This is a genomic window from Nocardia sp. NPDC051756, from assembly GCF_040681495.1.
Taxonomy (GTDB): domain Bacteria; phylum Actinomycetota; class Actinomycetes; order Mycobacteriales; family Mycobacteriaceae; genus Nocardia.
Genome location: NZ_JBFAYV010000002.1, coordinates 708,355 through 724,312, shown reverse-complemented (window position 1 = coordinate 724,312; position 15,958 = coordinate 708,355). Strand labels below are relative to the sequence as shown.

The following is a 15,958-nucleotide window of genomic DNA, read 5'->3' as shown; positions in this document are numbered from 1 at the left end:
TGTATCGCGCGGGCACTCATCATGTCGCCAGTCTGCCACGGGCCGGTAGGTATGCAAAACATTTCCTTTTGTGAATCTGCTGAGAAGCCGGACCCGGTTTCCGCGCGGCGCCCACCTGGCGAGTTCGCCCGCCGTTCACCGGAGCGGCGCCGATCCGCAATGGACATGACCCGGGGCTTCAACTCTGTCGGTGTGCGCCGGTAGCGTGGATGGGCGATGGACATCACGGTGGCTCCCAAGACGCAGGCCGGTCGCGCCCTGCAGCCGGATTCGACGCAAAAACCGCAGGTCACCGGTGGTAACGCCGATGCAGCGGTCGGGCCTGTGGAGGAGGTGCGTGCGGTGCGGGAACCCCAGCGGGCCGCTGTCCCCGAACCACCGCCGTCGGCCACCGAACTCGAACAGCGGCGTGTCGAACGGGAGCGTCGGCGCGCCGCGGAAGCCGAGCAACTGCTCGACGGCCTGAACCCGCAGCAGCGCGCCGCCGTTGTGCACAGTGGCGCACCGCTGCTCATCGTGGCCGGCGCCGGTTCCGGCAAGACCGCCGTGCTCACCCGCCGCATCGCCTACCTGCTGGCCGCGCGGGGCGTGACCCCCGGCCAGGTCCTCGCGATCACCTTCACCAACAAGGCTGCTGCGGAGATGCGGGAGCGGGTGATCGGACTGGTCGGTCCGCGTGCGAACAACATGTGGGTATCCACGTTCCACTCCAGTTGTGTACGCATCCTGCGCATGCAAGCGGCGCTGTTGCCCGGCTTGAATTCGAATTTCTCCATCTACGATGCCGATGATTCGCGGCGACTGCTCACGATGATCAGTCGTGACCTCGACATCGACACGAAGAAATACACCGCGCGACTCCTGTCGACCGCGATCTCGAATCTGAAGAACGAGCTGATCGGCCCGCAACAGGCGGTCGCGGATGCCGAGTCCGACGAAACCGAACTGCCGGGCTTGGTGGCGCGGGTCTACACCGAATATCAACGGCGGTTGCGCGCGGCGAACGCGCTGGATTTCGACGATCTGATCGGCGAGACGGTCGCGCTGCTGCAACATCACCCACAGGTCGCCGAGTACTACCGCCGCCGGTTCCGGCACGTGCTGGTCGACGAGTACCAGGACACCAACCACGCGCAGTACGTTCTGGTGCGCGAGCTGGTCGGTCACCATCGGGAAGAGCAGACCGAGGATCAGGCGCCGCCGAGCGAGCTGTGCGTGGTCGGTGACGCGGATCAGTCCATCTACGCCTTCCGCGGCGCGACCATCCGCAATATCGAGGAGTTCGAGCGCGACTTCCCGGACGCGGAAACCATTCTGCTGGAACAGAACTACCGCTCCACCCAGCACATCCTGTCCGCCGCCAACGCGGTGATCTCGCGCAACGAGAACCGGCGGGACAAGAAGCTGTGGACCGATTCCGGCGAGGGCGACCTGATCACCGGGTACGTCGCCGACAACGAGCACGACGAGGCCGCGTTCGTGGCGCGCGAGATCGACAAGCTCGTTGATCAGGGCGAGGCCAACTACGGCGATGTCGCGGTGTTCTACCGGACCAACAACAACTCGCGCGCGCTGGAAGAGATCTTCATCCGGATGGGGCTGCCGTACAAGGTGGTCGGCGGCGTCCGGTTCTACGAGCGCAAGGAGGTGCGCGACATCGTCGCCTACCTGCGGGTGCTGGAGAACCCCGAGGACGCGGTGAGCGTGCGCCGGATCCTGAACACGCCGCGGCGCGGCATCGGCGATCGGGCCGAGGCCTGTGTGGCGGTGCACGCGGATCAGCGCGGGATCGGGTTCGCCGCCGCGCTGCGGGACGCGGCCGACGGCAAGGTCGCGCTGTTGAACACCAGGGCGCAGCGGCAGATCGCCGGATTCCTCGATCTGCTGGACGAGATCCGGGCGGCGGGCGTGCAGGAGAACCTGGACTTCCCCGACGTCGGCAATGTGGTCGACGCGGTGCTGGAACGCACCGGGTACCGGGCCGAGCTGGAGGCGTCCGACGATCCGCAGGACGGCGCGCGGCTGGACAACCTGAACGAACTGGTCAGCGTCGCACGGGAATTCAGTTCCGAGGCGCACAACAACGCGGAGGCGGCCCGGGAAGAGGGTCTGGTGCCGGAGGCGGCCGAGGGCGAACCGGATCCCGGCTCGCTCGCCGCGTTCCTGGAGCGGGTCTCGCTGGTGGCCGACACCGACCAGATCCCGGACGAGGGCACCGGCGTGGTGACCATGATGACGCTGCACACCGCGAAGGGGCTGGAGTTCCCCGTCGTGTTCGTCACCGGCTGGGAGGACGGTCAGTTCCCGCACATGCGCGCGCTCGGCGATCCGACCGAGCTGGCCGAGGAACGCCGGCTCGCCTACGTCGGCATCACCCGGGCCAGGCAGCGGCTGTACCTGACCCGCGCGGTGGTGCGCTCCGGCTGGGGGCAGCCGGTGTCGAATCCGGAATCCCGCTTCCTGCAAGAGATTCCGGATCACCTGATCGACTGGCGGCGGCTGGAGCCGACCGGTTCCGCGGCGACCCGCGGCATGCGCCGGCGCGGGGACGACGACCGGATGGAACGCGATTGGACCCGCGGCGACGGGTGGGCCGAGCAGCGGCCGGGCATTCGTAGCGAGCGTGGGCGGCGTCCCGCGCCCGGCGGTGCGCCCGCGCGCAACAACGCCAATCTCGTTCTCGCCGTGGGTGATCGGGTGAGCGACGACAAGTACGGCCTCGGCAAGGTGGTCGCCGCGGAGGGCTTCGGGCCGCTGGCCACGGTCACCATCGACTTCGGTAGCGCGGGCAAGATCCGCCTGATCCCGCAGTACAGCCGGACATTGGTGAAGCTGTGACCGCACGGGTTCCGTAGGGTTCGCCCGGTGGACTCAGTCGCGCAGCACGTCCTGTGGTTGCTTCCGATGCTCTGGCTCGGCATGGTGCTGGCCATTTCGTTCCTGGAGGCGCCGCTGAAGTTCCGGGCGCCGGGGATCACGGTGGCGCTCGGACTCGGCATCGGGCGGTTGGTGTTCCGGGCGTTGAACGTCGTCGAGACGGTGCTGGCCGTGCTGCTGGTGCTGGCGACGCTGGTGGTCGCGCCGGCCGTCGGTACCTGGGCGTGGCTGGCCGTCGCGGTGGTGCTGCTCGCCGCGCAGGTCCTGCTGGTGCGGCCGCCGTTGAGCCGCCGGGCCGACCGGGTGCTGGCCGGGGAGGAACTGCCGCGGTCGCATGCGCACTTCTGGTACATCGGCCTGGAAGTGGCCAAAGTTGTGGCGCTGATCGGGTTGGCGATCCCCGCAGCTCCTTAGCGGTGCTCGCTCAGCGCGGCAGCAGGTCGGTCAGGGCCTCGTCCAGGGTCGGGTAGCGGAAGGTGAAGTTGCTCTCCCGCAACACTTCCGAGGTGGCGTGGCGGCCGGTGAGGCCGAGGGCCGGGTCGGTGCGGAGGAAGACGGCACCGACCTTCAGGATCGCCGTCGGAGTCGGCGGGGCCGCCGGGCGGTGCAGATGCCTGCGCAGCGCGGCCATCAGTTCCCGGTTGCGCACCGGGAAGTCGGTGGCGGCAACCAGGATTCCGTCCGGCAGCGTGACCTGCGGGTCGAGGCCGAGGGCGGCGCGGACGATGGCCAGCCAGTCCTCGACGTGAATCCAGCTGAACCACTGGTCACCCGGGCCCACGCGGCCGCCGAGGCCCGCCTTGGTCAACTGGCCCAGGCGTTTCAGCGCAGGGGCCTGCGGGTCGAGCACGATCGAGGTGCGCAGGATGGTCGAGTGAGCGGCGTTCGCGCCGTCGAACGCCCGCTCCCACGGCTCGGCCACGCCGGTCATCTGCGGCAGGCCCACCGGCAGCGGAGTTGTTTCGGTGCACCGGGTTTCGCCCGCGTCCGACCAGATCGCGGTGGTGCTGGCCTGCACCCAGTAGTCGATGGGGTGGTCGAGGATGGCGGCCGCGTCGACCAGCGCGCGGGTGGAATCGACTCGGCTGCTCCGCAATTGGTCGACATTGCGTTTGCTGGGACGGCAGTCGACCAGTTTTCCGGCCAGGTTGATAATCGCGGTAGGTCCCGGATTACGCAGCGCCGCAACCCAATTGCCCACCGATTTTCCGTCCCATTCGACCTGGTTGAACGGCAGTCCGGGGTCGCGGCGCCGAGTGAGGATGGTCACCCGATGCCCGCGGCAGGTCAGGTCGGCGGCGATGTGCTTACCCAATGCGCCTGTGCCACCGGCGATTACAGCGGTGAGCGCGGTCTTCGCCGGTTCGAGTCCGGCCAGCTGGGCCAGTCGGGCGAAGCAAACGCGCGCATCGTGCTCCAGTAGCGACCCGACCACCGCTCTGGCGACCGCCGCCGACGGCCCGCTGAACGTGAGCGCCTGGGTGATCTCGGTCCCGCCGTCGCGCGGCGTCAACGTCCAGGTCATCCGCATCCGCCCAACCGGTTCCGGTTGTTCGATGCTCAGTTCCCGTCCGGGAACCAGCGTGCTGAGCACAAACGGCGGCGCCGTGCGCCCGTGCATTGTCTCGTAGACCCGCCCCCTAGGCAGGTAGTCACCCGTCGTGCCCACCGCGACCGGCCCGTGCAGCCGCACCGAGGTAACACCCGGATTCCACTCCGGCCACCGCGTCGGATCCGCCAACACCCCCCAAACGAGTTCCGTTGGAAGCGCAATGAACTGGGTGTACATCGTTGTACGTGCCATAACTCAAACGCTAGCCCCCACCGTCACCGAACAACACGTGCGCATCGTCACCCACCCCGAGCCCCCGAGTCCCGCCACCAACGACGGCCACCTTCACACACCCACTTCACCTCGCACACACCCAGCAGCAGCCGATGCCTATGTGAAGGATCGACCAGCCCTGCGAACCTGCCCCCAACCCCGTGATCCCGCATCGGGACCTGCTCGTTGGCAGGGCCACAGGGTGCTTCGCATACACGCAGACGCAGCCGATGCCTATGTGAGGGATCAACCAGCCCTGCGAACCCGCCCAACCCCGTGATCCCGCATCGGGACCTGCTTGCTGGCAGGGCCACAGGGTGCTTCGCGTACACGCAGACGCAGCCGATGCCTATGTGAGGAATCAGCCAGCCTTGCGAACCTGCCCCTAACCCCGCGAGTCTGCATCGGGACCTGCTTGTTGGCGTGGCCACAGGGTGCTTCGCACACACCTAGCAGCAGCCGATGCCTATGTGAAAGGTCAACCAGACCTGCGAATCCCAACCAATCCCGCGAACGCGTATCGGGACCCGTTTGTTGGCATGGCCGCAGGGTGCTTCGCACACGGGCTTGCCCGTTCGCATACCCGACAGCACCCCGCCCCTTATGCGAAGCCCGACCACGTCTGCGAACCCCAGCTCAACCCCGCGAACGCGTATCGGGACCTGCTTGTTGGTGTGGCCACGGGGTGCTTCGCACACGGGCTTGTCCGTTCGCATACCTGACAGCGCCCCGCCCTCTATGCGAAGCCCGACCATGTCTGCGAACAGGACTCACGCCCGCAAGCGCGTGATCATTCCCGCCAAACCCTCCCGGAGGGCAGCGGAAACCTCAGTCGCGCTGCGACCCGAGGCTGATACCTCGCGTAGCGAGCCACGGCAGCGGATCGATCTTGTCCGACCCGTTCAACCAAACCTCGAAGTGGCAGTGTGGGCCGGTGGAGAAGCCGCGGTTACCGATCGTGGCGATCTGGTCACCGGCCATCACCCGCTGGCCCTGCGACACCGTGGCGGTGTCGATGTGGCCGTAGATGGTGACGGTGCCGTCGTCGTGCAGCAGCCGGACCCACATGCCGAAGCCCGCGGCGGGGCCGGCCTCGATCACGGTGCCGTCGGCGACCGCGACGATCGGGGTGCCGATGGGGCCCGCGATGTCGACGCCGAGGTGCTGCACGCCCCAGCGGGCGCCGTAGCCGGAGGTGAAGGTGCCTGCCGCGAACTTGGTGAACAGCGGCCGCAGCTTCGCGGCTTCCTGAGCGGCCAGGTCTTCGGCGTACTTCTGGCCCTTTTGCAGGATGTCGTTGAAGGCGCCGGGGTTGATCGCGCCCGAAACATTGAGCACCTGCGGCGATTCCGGTGAGGCGCTCGGGTCGGCCAGGCTGACGGACTGCGCGGCGATCTCGTGGATCTGCCCGGCGGCCTCGTAGTCGACGGCCTGTGACGGCTGCTCGGGCGAGGCGAACGCGGCCTGTCCGGCGGCGACCACGGCACCGGCGGCGACCGCGGCGACCGCGGCGCGGCCCTTGAGCGCGGCCGGCGGTGCCGGAAGCCGGTGTGCGCCACCGCGCTTGGCGGGGCGACGGCCGGGGATGACGGTGGGGGTGGCCGGGCTCTCCGACTCGGTGTCGGGTGCCCAGGACTCTTCCGGAGCCCAGGAGCCGGTGTCCGGCGCCTGGTAGTCGTTCTCGCCCCAGGCTTCGCCGGCATTCCAGGCGCCGCCGTCGGACCAGGAGTCCTGCGGTGCCCACGAATCCTGCTGCGACCAGGAGTCGCCGTACCCGGAGTCGGCGTGGAAGTTGTAGTCCTGCGGCGCGGCGGTGCCGTAGTCGGCGTGCGGCGCGGCGCTGTAGTCGTCCTGCGGCCGAGCGGGCGCGGCGTTGTACAGCGAGTTCCGTTGCCGATCCACCGAGGGACCGGCCGGCCTGCCGTGCGCAGCCTGCGCGCCGAACGCCTCGTCATCGTTGCGATAACGATGTCCGGACTGGGCGCGATGTTCAGGAACAAGGGCGGAGCGATAGTTCATCGGCTGTGCCACATCGTGAAGCGGGAGAAGTTCGCGGGGCCGAACGGCCAGCTGATCAGCGGCGTCGACGAGTCGTCTGCGGAACGGCTCTCCATCTGCGGAGTGCTGTGCTGCGTCAAGCTTGCCGTCCTCCTAGTCGTGACCGTGCTGTGACATCGACCGCAATGACGGTAACGAAACGATTGCAGGGTCCGCAAGCGCTGCGGCCTATCTGTCCGAACATGTGAGATTGATCACGGTAACACCACGGAATATCTATCTGTGCATTGGGGACGCGAGGCGGGTAGATCCACGACGTTTTGTAGTAGATCCGGCCGTGTCCGTGGGTTCTGACGCTCTACCTGGCGAGGTGTCAACAACCTACTGACGAGTAGTGTTGGCCAGCGGTTTTCCCGCCGCGCGTATCGGCCCGTGACCTGCGCCACTTAGGATGAACGTGGCCGATTGGCCGTCCATGTGACTGATTAGAGTCCGACCCGACCCGCTTCCGACGTCGGGCCGCCAACAAAGACGTTGTCATCACAACGCAGACGAGACGGTGAGTACATGGATCTCTTCGAATATCAGGCGAAGGAGCTCTTCGTTAAGCACGGAGTGCCTTCGTCCGAGGGCCGCGTCACGGACACGGCCGAGGACGCCCGCGCCATCGCGGAGGAAATCGGCAAGCCGGTGATGGTCAAGGCTCAGGTCAAGGCCGGTGGCCGCGGCAAGGCGGGTGGCGTCAAGTACGCCGCCACCCCGGACGACGCGTTCACGCACGCGCAGAACATCCTCGGCCTGGATATCAAGGGCCACATCACCAAGAAGATCCTTGTCGCCGAAGCCAAGGACATCGCGGAGGAGTACTACATCTCCTTCCTGCTCGACCGGTCCAACCGCACCTACCTGGCCATGTGCTCGGTCGAAGGCGGCATGGAGATCGAAGAGGTCGCCGCGACCAAGCCGGAGCGCTTGGCCAAGGTCGCCGTCGACGCCGTCAAGGGTGTCGACCTCGCTTTCGCCCGCTCGATCGCCGAGCAGGGCCACCTCCCCGCCGACGTGCTCGACGCCGCGGCCGTGACCATCCAGAAGCTGTGGGAGGTGTTCGTCAAGGAAGACGCCACCCTGGTGGAGGTCAACCCGCTGGTGCGCACCCCGCAGGACGAGATCCTCGCCCTCGACGGCAAGGTCACCCTGGACGAGAACGCCGAGTTCCGGCACCCGGATCACGAGGCCTTCGCGGACAAGGACGCGACCGATCCCTTGGAGCTCAAGGCCAAGGAGAACGACCTCAACTACGTCAAGCTGGACGGCGAGGTCGGCATCATCGGCAACGGCGCCGGTCTGGTCATGTCGACCCTCGACGTGGTCGCCTACGCGGGCGAGAACCACAACGGCGTCAAGCCGGCCAACTTCCTCGACATCGGTGGTGGCGCCTCGGCCGAGGTGATGGCCGCCGGCCTCGACGTCATCCTGGGTGACTCGCAGGTCAAGAGCGTGTTCGTGAACGTCTTCGGTGGCATCACCGCCTGTGACGCGGTCGCCAACGGCATCGTCAAGGCGCTGGAGATCCTCGGCGCCGAGGCGAACAAGCCGCTGGTCGTCCGTCTCGACGGCAACAAGGTGGACGAGGGTCGCCAGATTCTGGTCGACGCCGCGCACCCGCTGATCACGCTTGCGCAGACAATGGACGAAGGCGCCGACAAGGCCGCCGAACTGGCAGCGGCCAAGTAAGGAATCCGGAAATGTCTATCTTCCTCAACAAAGACTCGAAGGTCATCGTTCAGGGCATCACCGGCGGCGAGGGCACCAAGCACACCGCGCTGATGCTGAAGGCAGGCACCCAGGTCGTCGGCGGCGTCAACGCGCGCAAGGCGGGCACCACCGTCGCGCACACCGACAAGGACGGCAACGCGGTCGAGCTGCCGGTGTACGGCACCGTCGCCGAGGCGATCAAGGAGACCGGCGCCGACGTCTCCATCGCGTTCGTGCCGCCGAAGTTCGCCAAGGACGCCATCATCGAGGCGATCGACGCGGAGATCCCGCTGCTCGTGGTCATCACCGAGGGCATCCCGGTGCAGGACACCGCGTACGCGTGGGCCTACAACGTGGAGAAGGGCAACAAGACCCGGATCATCGGCCCGAACTGCCCCGGCATCATCACCCCCGGCGAGGCGCTGGTCGGCATCACCCCGGCCAACATCACCGGCAAGGGCCCGGTCGGCCTGGTCTCCAAGTCCGGCACCCTGACCTACCAGATGATGTACGAACTGCGGGACTTCGGCTTCTCCACCGCCATCGGCATCGGCGGCGACCCGGTCATCGGCACCACCCACATCGACGCCATCGAGGCGTTCGAGAAGGACCCGGAGACCAAGCTGATCGTGATGATCGGCGAGATCGGCGGCGACGCCGAGGAGCGGGCCGCGGCCTATATCAAGGCCAACGTCACCAAGCCGGTCGTCGGCTACGTCGCGGGCTTCACCGCCCCCGAGGGCAAGACCATGGGCCACGCCGGCGCCATCGTCTCCGGCTCGGCGGGCACCGCCCAGGCGAAGAAGGACGCGCTGGAGGCGGCGGGCGTGAAGGTCGGCAAGACGCCGTCCGAGACCGCCGCGCTGGCTCGCGAGATCCTGGAGAAGGCAAGCGTCACCGCCTGATCCGCAGTACTGACCGAGGCCGCTTTCCGAATCGGGGGGCGGCCTTAGTCATGCCCGCGGGCCGGTCCATCCACCCGAACGAAGGCCGCCCCTGGTTCGAGAGAGGCGGCCTTCGTCATGTGTGGCGGTGGGCTCGGCCTGGGCAGTGGCCGAGCATCCTGACCAACCATTCGCGGCATTTCCGTCGGCGGGAGACGCATCTGCCCGCCTATGAGATACGAGCCGGCCGAATGTTCGGTTCAGTGCGCTTTTTTCACCGCCTGCGAGCAGACGCGGGCCGCCGGACAGTGCATGCTTGTCAGCGTGGATGTGCTGGTGTTGGGTCCAGTGCAGGCGTGGGCCGACGGTGTCGCGGTGACCGTCGATCGGCCGCTGGAACGGGCAGTGTTGGTGCGGTTGGCCTTGGCGAACCGGGTACCGGTGCCGGATGGACGACTGGCCGAGGATTTGTGGGGGGCCGAGGTCGAGCGGCCGGTGCAGCGGTTGCGCGTGGTGGTGTCGCGCCTGCGGGCCGCGCTCGGGCCGTTGGCGAACGTCATCGGACGAACGCCCGCGGGTTATCAGGCGACCGTGTCGGCGGCGGATCTGCTGGCCGCGGAGGCGGCGGCGCAGCGGCTGCATACCGCGCGGCGCGGCGGTGACTACGCGGCCGTCGCGGCGGCGGCCAGGGAGGCGCTCGCGCTGTGGCGCGGGCACGCGCTGGCCGACCTGCGGACGATTCCGTTCGCGGCGGCCGAGGGCGAGCGGCTCGATGATTGGCGGCTCTCGCTGACCGTGGCGGGGCTGGAGGCGAATCTCGAGCTCGGCGCGGCGGGCGAGGTGGTGACCGAGCTGACCGGGTTGGTCGCGCGGCATCCGTTGCATGAGCCGCTGTCGTGTCTGTTGGCGTTGGCGTTGTATCGCACGGGCAGGCAGGCCGATGCGCTGGAGCGGTTGGCGCGGCTGCGGCGGGCGTTGTCCGAGGAGTTGGGGGTCGACCCCGCGCCGGACACCAGCGCGTTGGAACTGCGGATCCTGGACCATGATCCGGCGTTGCGCGCCTCGCCCCCGCCGGTCGCGTCCGAGGTGGCGAAGCCGGACGTCGCGCCGGTCGGTAGCGATCCGGTGCAGCCCGAACCGCAGTCCTGGTCCGCTCCGGTGGTGTCGACCCCGATGACCAGCTTCGTCGGCCGTGGTCGCGAATTCGCCACGCTGACCACGCGTCTCGTCGAGCCCGGCCTGACCACGGTGGTCGGCGTCGCGGGCAGTGGAAAGTCGCGTCTCGCCGCCGAACTCGCGCGATCGATCGGACAGTCCGGCCGCCCGGTCGTGCTCGTCGAACTGGCGCCGCTCGGTCGCGCCGAAGACGTATTGCCCGCGGTGGCCGCCGCACTCGAGGCGGGCGGCCTGGCCGCCGACGGCTCGATCGATCCGAATGGCCCGCTGCCCGGCATCATCGACGCGCTGGACGGCGGCGCCGAGCGCGAGCGCACACTGCTTGTCCTCGACAACGCCGAGCATGTGCTCGGATCGGTTGCCGAATTGGTAACGGCAGCACATGGATTCAGCGTTCTCGTCACCTCGCAGCAGCCGCTGAGCGTGCCGGGGGAGTCGGTGTATCCGCTCGGCCCGCTGGATCGCAGTGTGGGCGTAGCACTGTTCATCGAACGCGCTGGACTGCACGGGTTGGTGACGGCAGCGGAGCGCGACGAACTGGTGGCGATCTGCGCGGCGGTGGACTGGCTGCCGCTGGGCATCGAGCTGGCCGCCGGTCTCACCCGAACCTTGACGATTTCCCAACTGGCCCAACGGATCGACGATCGGGTCCGGCTGTTGGTCGGTGGCGCGCGCGGCGCGGCGGGCGGGCGGCACACCAGTCTGCGGGTCGCGCTCGACTGGAGTCACGAACTGCTCGCCGAGCGGGAGCGGGCGGTGCTGCGCAGGCTCGGCGTGTTCGCGGGCGGGTGCACCCTGGAGGCGGCCGAGGCGGTGGTGCCGGACGGCGAGCTGGAGCGCGGCGACGTCGCGCCGGCCGTGGCGGATCTGGTGAACCGCAACCTCGTCACCGTGCAGACCGACGGCGCGACAAGACGTTTCACGCTGCTGGAGACGGTCCGCGACTACGCGCTGGCCCGGCTGACCGAGGCGCACGAGGTCGAGGAGCTCCGCGCCCAGCACCTGCTGTGGTGCCTGGACCTGGTGCGCACCATCGGCACGCCGGACGATTTCGCCGCGGCCGAATCGGTGGCCGCGGTGTTCGCGGAATGGCCGAACATTGTGGCCGCCCTGGAACGCGCGCCCGGAACATCAAGGGCCACAGATGGTTTGCGGCTCGCCGTCGAGATGCACGTGCCCTGGCTCGCCAGAGCCTGGTTCCGCGAGGCGCAACGCCACTACGCGGCGCTCACCGACGCGGCCGATATCGCCGCACACGAACTCGCACAGGCCTTGAGTCACTACGGCTTTCACACCCTGATGACCGGCGACCTCGAATCCGCGGCCGTCCAACTGGCCAAGGCAGGCGAGCTGGCCGCCCCGCTCGACGACCCGGAACTGGCCCAAACGGTCCGTTACTACCAAGGCATCGTCGACATCGAACGTTGCCGGCTGCCGGAGGCCGTCGCCCGACTGCGCGAGGGTGAGCGGCTGGCCGTGCGCGAAACCCAGGGCTCGTCCTTCGCCGACGCGCTCGGCACCGCCCTGCTGTATTCGGGCGACGCGGCCGAAGCCCTCGCCGCCTACACCCGATCCAGCAAGGTGGACGCGGCCTACGAGGACGAGCACGGCCTCTCCCGCGGACTGAGCAACCAGGCCAAGGCCCTGCTCGGTCTCGGCCGCATCGACGAGGCTCTCGCCACCGCCGAGGAATCCGACCGCTACGCCCGCCGCCTGGACGACCGGCAGATCCTGCCGCTCAACGACCTCACCCGCGCCGCCGCCGCGCTGACCGCGGGCAGCCTCGACGCCGCCGAGTCGTACTGCCGCGCCGCCCTCGCGCACGAGGAGGACGCGACCGGCCTGGCCCGCATCGACCTCGCCGACGTGCTGCTCGCCAAGGGCGACACCGCCGCCGCCAGGCAACTGCTCGACGAGTTCTTCGCCGCGGCCCCCGGCGGCGTGCCGCTGCTGGCCGCCCGCGCGATCTCCGTCCCGCTGCTGCGCGCGGAGGGCGACGACGCGGGCGCGCACTCGCTGCTCGAACGGGTCCGCGCCGAGTTCGCCGCGGCCGGATTCGGCTGGCAGCGCTACACGGATCGGCTGGTCACGCCGGGTCTTTCGGCATGAGACGCGGATGAAACCACGCTGAGACGGCCGCCCTGGAGTCTGGTTTCGCAACGCACCACACCAGCGAAGAAAGCGAAGACCATGACCTCCACCCGCATTGCCGCCGCTCGCGGCGTCACGGCCGCCGCACTGCTCGTCGCGGCCTTGCTCGGCACCAGCATCCCCGCGTTCGCGGGTCCGTTCGACAGTGGCTCCGCGATCCCGTCCGCGCCCGGTGACCGCGGCCCGTTCGAATACGAGCACCAGTGCCTGGCCCGCGGCAACCAGGGCGTCGAGCACGGCGAATGGCCCGACTTCGACTGCGTGGGCAGCTACGGCGCCTGGCAGCTCGTCCCCCGATACTGACCCGGATCCGCCTCGGCCCGGAGCACCCGCAACCGCGTGGCTCCGGGCCGAACGCATTCTCCCGAAAGCCCTTCCGGATGGTGGTGCTAGCAGCCGGCAAACCCCTCGCGACCTGGCCGGGAAGGGCTGATAAGGCCCTGAGAGGGGCTGGTTAAGGGTGACCTGGACGGATGTGTGCAGTAGCGTCAGGTGCAGATCCAGCAGTTGAAGACCACGTATGACTCGACCTAGGAGACGACGACATGTCATACCCGTCCGGGGGCTCCGGGTACAACACACCCGCGCCCTCCACCCCGTCCAGCCAACCTTCGACGGCGGGCGGTGCCAGTTCCGGTGCGAGCGCGACCGGCGCCGAGGCCAAGGGGCTGCCGTTCTTCCTGGTGGTCGGTGTCGCGGCGCTCGGCGTGATCAACTTCCTGCTCGGTTTCCTGCCCTATGTCGGCACCAAGGCGGTCGATTTCGGCGGCGCCCGGGTGGCCAGTAGCGAGACCGCGAGCCTGTTCGAGGCCGGCGGCGCGGCGTTGCTCGCCATCCTGCTGCTCGGCGGACTGCTCGCCGGCCTGTCGGTGCTGCCCAAGCAGAGCTGGACGGGCGCGGCCGCCGCGGCCTCGCTCGCGGGCTTCCTCGCACTGCTGCTGCACTCCTTCACGCTGTCCGACGGCATCGAGCTGAAGTGGGGCGCGTACGTCCTGCTGGTGCTGTCCTTCGCGCAGGCCGTGGTCGCGGTCGGCGCAGTGCTGTTCGAGGCCGGCCTGATCAAGGCGCCCGCACCGCGACCGGCCAGCGCGCCGGCCGCGTTCGGCCAGGGCGGCGGCTACGGCCAGCAGCAGCCGGGGGCGTTCGGCCAGAGCCAGCAGGGTTACGGCCAGCAGCCCGGCTACGGCCAGGCCCAGCCGGGGCAGCAGCCTTACGGCCAGCAGTCGCCGTACGGTCAGCAGCCCGGTTACGGTGCGGCACAGCAGGCTTCGCCGTACGGCCAGAGCCAGCCGAGCCAGCCCGCGTACGGCCAGCAGGGTCAGGCCTACGGGCAGCCCGCCTACGGCCAGCAGCCGCCGACCACCGCTTTCGGTGGGGCGCAACCGGCTTCGCCGTACGGCTCGCCGAGCACCGCGCAGCCGCGCCCGGACGAGGGAGCCACCCAGCACTTCGGTTCCACGCAGCAGCCGGCCCAGCAGTCGCCGTACGGTTCGTCGAACTACGCGCAGCCGAGCCAGCAGCAGCCCGCACAGCCGGGCCAGCCGTTCGGTGGCGAGCAGGGGGCCGACCCGGCCAACGATGCCACCCAGGCGTTCCGTCCGTCCGACGACAACAAGTAGCGATCCCCTTCCCCCGGCGCGCGGTTTCCTGCGGCGCGCCTGACCCGCTCGCGCCGGGGGAGCTGCCACGCTGAATTGTCATGAGTGAGCGTCAGCGAGTGAGTCAGGGATGCCGCGCGCCTGAGCGCACGACGGAGCCGAGCGTCAGCGAGGCGCGGTCGTGAGCTCGTCTCGAAACTCGCTCGCGCGCCGGACAGGTGGATCTCGCACTGTGCCCGAGCCGCACCCCGAGCCCGAAGAGGCCGGGTTTCTGTCGTTGACCCCGGAACGCGCCAGGGTGCTCGTCTTGGTCGCCGGCCGTCCGACCACCTACGCGTTGACCGCGATCATCGTGCTCGTCCTCGCGACGCTGCTCACCGCGGGCAGTAACCTGGCCGGCACCTCCGGCGCAATCGCCGCGGGATGGCTTGGCGCGCACCAGGTTCCGCTGGTGATCGGCAAGACCTCGCTCGGCCTGCTGCCGCTGCTGCCGACCGTGCTGCTGGTCTGGCTGGCGGGCCGGGAATGCGCCCGCGCCGTCGAACCCGGGTGCACGCGCGCCGATCTCGGCTGGATCGTCGGCGCCGCGCTGGCCGGTCCGCTGCTGATCACCGCCATCTGCCTCGCGGTCGCCGAGGACGCGTCCGGCGTCGTCGCGCTGCAACCGCCGAACACCCTCGCCGCGTTCGCCTGGGTCGGCAGCCTGTATCTGGTTGCGGCGCTGGGCGGTATCGCGACCAGGACCCGGCGCGAGCTGTTCGTGCTGCTGCGCCTGCCCGAATGGGCGATCTCCGGCATGTACGCCGCGGGCCGGGCGATGCTGCGCCTGCTCGGCTGCGCCGCCGCGCTCATCGTGATTTCGTTCCTGTTCCACATCCCGCGGATCGGCGACACCTACCACGGCGCGGGCAACGCCGCCGGGGTGCTCGGGCTGACCCTGCTCTCGCTGGCCTACCTGCCGAATCTCGTGGTGCTGGCGGTGGGCGTGCTGGTCGGTTCCGGCGCGCAGATCGGGGCCGCGTCGTTCGGCGTGTTTTCCGTTGTCGGCGGGCCGATTCCGGCGGTGCCGCTGATGGCCGCGGTGCCGACCGGACCGGCGGCGGGCTGGTGGCCGGTGCTGCTGCTGATCCCGGCCGCGATCGGCGTGCTCGGCGGACTCGACCTGGCGCGCAGCTCGACCGACCGGATCGGCGCGCCCTGGGCGACGCTGTGCTCGGCCGGCCTGGCCGCCGTCGCGCTGTCGCTGCTCGGCGTGGTCGCGGGCGGTGACCTGGGCACGTTCGGACGGATCGGGCTCGACCTGCCGATCTTCCTGCTGCTCACCTTCGCGTGGCTGGCCATCCCCGGCTACGTCGGTCTCGCGTTCGCGCGCTGGTTCCTCGTCCCGTACGGTGCGCCGCCCGGCGACTACGCCGATCCGTACGACGAAGACGACTACTACGACGACGACTACGCGGACGACTACTACACCGACGACGACTACGCGGACAACCGCGACTACTTCGAGGACGACTACGCCGACTACGACGGCCCGGACCTGGAAGTCGCGCTGGACGGCGAACTCGTCGAGGAGCAGACCTCGATCGACACCATGCGATCGGCCCACCCGATTACCACACCCGACATCGTCGATGCCGAGGTGGTCGAGGCGGACCTGCCGGAAAGTGACCGGGTAGACGGTCGTTAGGCTCTAA

The 15,958-nt window shown here is 69.1% G+C and carries 11 protein-coding genes; 9 read left to right on the top strand and 2 right to left on the bottom strand.

Annotated elements, in window-relative coordinates; genetic code table 11:
• The first annotated feature begins 216 nt into the window (after positions 1–216).
• Entirely contained in the window at positions 217–2,838 is a 2,622-nt protein-coding gene (gene pcrA / locus AB0M22_RS09670; protein WP_364723067.1) for a DNA helicase PcrA, read from the top strand.
• Positions 2,839–2,865: 27 nt separating this feature from the next.
• Complete coding sequence (locus AB0M22_RS09665) at positions 2,866–3,291, top strand: hypothetical protein (protein WP_364723065.1); 426 nt, start codon at positions 2,866–2,868, stop codon at positions 3,289–3,291.
• A 10-nt stretch (positions 3,292–3,301) separates the two neighbouring features.
• Here the strand turns inward: AB0M22_RS09665 and AB0M22_RS09660 are convergent, their stop codons facing one another.
• Positions 3,302–4,681, bottom strand: a complete 1,380-nt coding sequence (locus AB0M22_RS09660) for a DUF1731 domain-containing protein (RefSeq protein WP_364723063.1) — start codon at positions 4,679–4,681, stop codon at positions 3,302–3,304.
• 849 nt (positions 4,682–5,530) lie between these two features.
• Complete coding sequence (locus AB0M22_RS09655) at positions 5,531–6,721, bottom strand: peptidoglycan DD-metalloendopeptidase family protein (protein ID WP_364723061.1); 1,191 nt, start codon at positions 6,719–6,721, stop codon at positions 5,531–5,533.
• A 15-nt stretch (positions 6,722–6,736) separates the two neighbouring features.
• Between AB0M22_RS09655 and AB0M22_RS09650 the strand changes: the two genes are divergently transcribed.
• The 7 genes from AB0M22_RS09650 to AB0M22_RS09620 all read left to right on the top strand — a co-directional run bounded on the left by AB0M22_RS09650 (position 6,737) and on the right by AB0M22_RS09620 (position 15,951).
• Positions 6,737–6,874, top strand: coding sequence for a hypothetical protein (locus AB0M22_RS09650; RefSeq protein WP_364723059.1), 138 nt, complete (start codon positions 6,737–6,739; stop codon positions 6,872–6,874).
• Between the two features lie 393 nt (positions 6,875–7,267).
• Positions 7,268–8,434, top strand: a complete 1,167-nt coding sequence (sucC, locus tag AB0M22_RS09645; protein WP_150402017.1) for an ADP-forming succinate--CoA ligase subunit beta — start codon at positions 7,268–7,270, stop codon at positions 8,432–8,434.
• A gap of 11 nt (positions 8,435–8,445) precedes the next feature.
• On the top strand, positions 8,446–9,360 hold the full coding sequence (gene sucD / locus AB0M22_RS09640) for a succinate--CoA ligase subunit alpha (RefSeq protein ID WP_069161670.1): 915 nt from the start codon (positions 8,446–8,448) through the stop codon (positions 9,358–9,360).
• Positions 9,361–9,663: 303 nt separating this feature from the next.
• Entirely contained in the window at positions 9,664–12,624 is a 2,961-nt protein-coding gene (locus AB0M22_RS09635; protein ID WP_364723056.1) for a BTAD domain-containing putative transcriptional regulator, read from the top strand.
• 81 nt (positions 12,625–12,705) lie between these two features.
• A complete protein-coding gene (locus AB0M22_RS09630; RefSeq protein ID WP_364723054.1) occupies positions 12,706–12,969 on the top strand; it encodes a hypothetical protein in 264 nt (87 codons plus the stop codon).
• 242 nt (positions 12,970–13,211) lie between these two features.
• Entirely contained in the window at positions 13,212–14,285 is a 1,074-nt protein-coding gene (locus tag AB0M22_RS09625) for a DUF5336 domain-containing protein (RefSeq protein WP_364723052.1), read from the top strand.
• 211 nt (positions 14,286–14,496) lie between these two features.
• Positions 14,497–15,951, top strand: a complete 1,455-nt coding sequence (locus AB0M22_RS09620) for a DUF6350 family protein (RefSeq protein WP_364723050.1) — start codon at positions 14,497–14,499, stop codon at positions 15,949–15,951.
• Positions 15,952–15,958 lie beyond the last annotated feature (7 nt).

Coding starts and splice junctions, on each gene's coding strand:
- sucC (WP_150402017.1), top strand. CDS start 7,268: ATGGATCTCTTCGAATATCAGGCGAAGGAGCTCTTCGTTAAGCACGGA.
- AB0M22_RS09625 (WP_364723052.1), top strand. CDS start 13,212: ATGTCATACCCGTCCGGGGGCTCCGGGTACAACACACCCGCGCCCTCC.
- sucD (WP_069161670.1), top strand. CDS start 8,446: ATGTCTATCTTCCTCAACAAAGACTCGAAGGTCATCGTTCAGGGCATC.
- AB0M22_RS09655 (WP_364723061.1), bottom strand. CDS start 6,721: ATGAACTATCGCTCCGCCCTTGTTCCTGAACATCGCGCCCAGTCCGGA.
- AB0M22_RS09660 (WP_364723063.1), bottom strand. CDS start 4,681: ATGGCACGTACAACGATGTACACCCAGTTCATTGCGCTTCCAACGGAA.
- pcrA (WP_364723067.1), top strand. CDS start 217: ATGGACATCACGGTGGCTCCCAAGACGCAGGCCGGTCGCGCCCTGCAG.
- AB0M22_RS09630 (WP_364723054.1), top strand. CDS start 12,706: ATGACCTCCACCCGCATTGCCGCCGCTCGCGGCGTCACGGCCGCCGCA.